This window comes from Skermanella sp., from assembly GCF_059503625.1.
In genome coordinates this window covers 1-2,543 of the sequence record NZ_JCACHA010000392.1, presented here as the reverse complement: position 1 = coordinate 2,543, position 2,543 = coordinate 1, and the positions used below count along the sequence as shown (strand labels likewise).

General features: G+C 62.4%; 3 protein-coding genes. 1 reads left to right on the top strand and 2 read right to left on the bottom strand.

What is annotated here, in order from left to right:
- Window positions 1–175: type II toxin-antitoxin system Phd/YefM family antitoxin (locus AC5JJ6_RS08750; RefSeq protein ID WP_496041664.1), on the bottom strand; the 175-nt coding region annotated here is incomplete at its 3' end.
- Between the two features lie 105 nt (window positions 176–280).
- Between AC5JJ6_RS08750 and AC5JJ6_RS08745 the strand changes: the two genes are divergently transcribed.
- Window positions 281–2,224, top strand: a complete 1,944-nt coding sequence (locus AC5JJ6_RS08745; protein WP_496041663.1) for an O-linked N-acetylglucosamine transferase, SPINDLY family protein — start codon at window positions 281–283, stop codon at window positions 2,222–2,224.
- Between the two features lie 56 nt (window positions 2,225–2,280).
- Here the strand turns inward: AC5JJ6_RS08745 and AC5JJ6_RS08740 are convergent.
- A partial coding sequence (locus tag AC5JJ6_RS08740; protein WP_496041662.1) for a PleD family two-component system response regulator occupies window positions 2,281–2,543 on the bottom strand: 263 nt, incomplete at its 5' end.

The following is a 2,543-nucleotide window of genomic DNA, read 5'->3' as shown; positions in this document are numbered from 1 at the left end:
CCAGGAATTCCATGAAACCGGAGCGCTCACCTCGTAGCCGCCCATACTCTTCCTGGGAAAGCAGCACGGCGACCAGCCGGCCGCGACGGGTGATCTGGATGGTCTCGCCAGCCTCGGCTTGTTGCACGAGGCGAGGCAAATGGTTTCTGGCTTCGGCTATCGAAACTTCGAGCATATCGACCCCAATTGTGATGGCTATCTAGATAGCCATATATATGTTGAGAATAAAACCACCAAGTTGGATTTTACCTGTCGTAGGCGAGGCGTTGTGGAATCGGCCGTGAGCGTCGACTTTGGCTTTGCGCTTGAACTTCACCGCGCCGGAAGGCTTGGCGAGGCCGAAGCCGCCTATCTGGGACTCCTGAACGCCTCTCCCCGGCACCCTAATTTGCTGCGTCTCCTTGGCTTGCTGCGGTTCCAGCAGGGGAGGGAGGATGAGGCCGTGGCATTGCTTGAGCAGTCCGTCGCTTCGCATCCCGATTTCGTGGACGCGCGGCGAGCATTGGCAGTGGTGCTGGGAAGATTGGGGCGGTGGGAGGAAGCGCTGGCCCAGCATTCGAACGCGGCTCGGCTGGCACCCAACGATGCTTCCGTCCTGAATGACTTCGGCTGTGCGCTGCTTGAAGCGGGAAGGCTGGAAGACGCGGCGGAAATGCTTCGGCTGGCATTGGACCTCGACCACGAGCATGGGGAAGCGTTGACCAATCTGGCTGCGGTTTTGAACCGGCTGGGGAGAGCGGCCGATGCAGCAGATGCCGCCAAGCAGGCCATAGCCTTGAGGCCGGACCATGGGAGCGTGCTCGGGGTGCTCTCCACGGTACTGGCGTCGAGTGGCGACTATGCGGGTGCCGAGCAGGCGGCGCGCCGGGCGGTGTCTCTCGATGCGGAAGATGCAGGTGCCTGGGTCCAACTCGGCAATGTGCTGATCGATATCGGAGAGGTTGATGCTGCGGCTGAGGCGTATGGAAGGGCAGTGGACTTGGCGCCCGACAATCGGGTAGCCGCGCACAACCGAAATTATTCCCTGCATCTTTCTGCGACGATCGGTGACGAAGGATTGTTCGAGGCGATCCGGCAATGGGGCGCCGGGCAGTCGAAGCCGATCGAGCAATCCGTGCGGGAGCGTGATCCTGATCGGCGGTTGCGGATCGGCTACGTTTCAGCGGATTTTGGACGACATCCCGTCGGTTGGTTCATGGCGCCCGTCCTGCCGAACCATGATCCGACAGAGGTCGAGGTCGTTTGCTATTCCGACCGCGAGGTCGAGGACGACCTGACGCGATTCCTGCGGAGTCATTGCCAGGATTGGGTGTCCGTCCTGGGGATGGATGACCGGGCGCTGGTGGAGCGCATTCGCGCCGACGGGATCGATCTGCTGGTTGACCTGGGCGGACATACCGCCCGCAACCGGCTTGGGACCTTCGCTTTGGCGCCGGCTCCGGTGCAGGCGACGTGGGGTGGATTGATCGGGACGACGGGATTGCCGGCCATGGACTGGCTGATCGGCGATCCTCAGCAGGTCCCGGCGGGAGCCGAAGGACTTTATACCGAGCGTATCGTCCGGCTGCCCAACGGTTATGTCTGCTACGGGCCTCCCGATTACGCGCCGGAAGTGACATCGTTGCCGGCGCTGCGGAACGGCTGGCTGACCTTCGGGTGTTTCAACAGGCTGGCTAAGCTGAGCGATGAGACGCTGATGCTATGGGCACGCGTGCTCAAGGCTGCTCCGGAAAGCCGGCTGGTTCTGAACACCAAGGAGCTGGCGTGCCGGACCTTGCGTGAGCGGGTGACTGGGCGGTTTGCAGGATTGGGCATCGGCGCGGACCGGCTTGACCTGAGACCCGGCGGTTCCCATGCCGAAATGCTCGCGGCCTATGGCGACGTCGATGTGGCGCTCGATCCGATGCCGTATTCGGGGGGATTGACCACTCTGGAGGCGTTGTGGATGGGCGTTCCGGTCGTCACGCTGCCGGGATGGCGGTTCTGTGCCAGGCACAGCTTGAGCCATGTCACCGTGCTTGGACATCAGGAATGGGCGGCATCGGACCCTGACGGGTATGTCCGGATAGCCGCCGGATTCGCGGAGGATACGGACACCTTGGTAAAGCTTCGGGCCGGCATGAGGGCGCGGATGGCAGCCTCGCCGCTCTGCGACGGCGCCGCATTCACCCGTGATCTTGAGGCGGCGTATCGGGAGATATGGCGACAGCATTGTGCGGCATGAGGATATGAAGACTCAAGCGCTGCTGCGGGCAGTGAACCCAAGTTGCCGTAAAGTATTTATCCCAGGTTGAACTTAGTTATGGCGGCGGCGAAATCGTCGCCGAAGTTCGCGCCGACGCGGATGACCATGATGCCTTCCGGAACGTCCTTGACCGCGCTGTCCAGGCTGGTCAGCAGCGCCATCGGGACTTTGTGGGTGGGAGTCATCGCCTTCAGGCCGCGCAGCAGGTCCATACCGCCCAAACCGTCCATCACGGCGGAAGCGATGATCATGTCGGGCGGCATGCGGACGGCGAGCGCAATCGACTCGATCGGGTCGC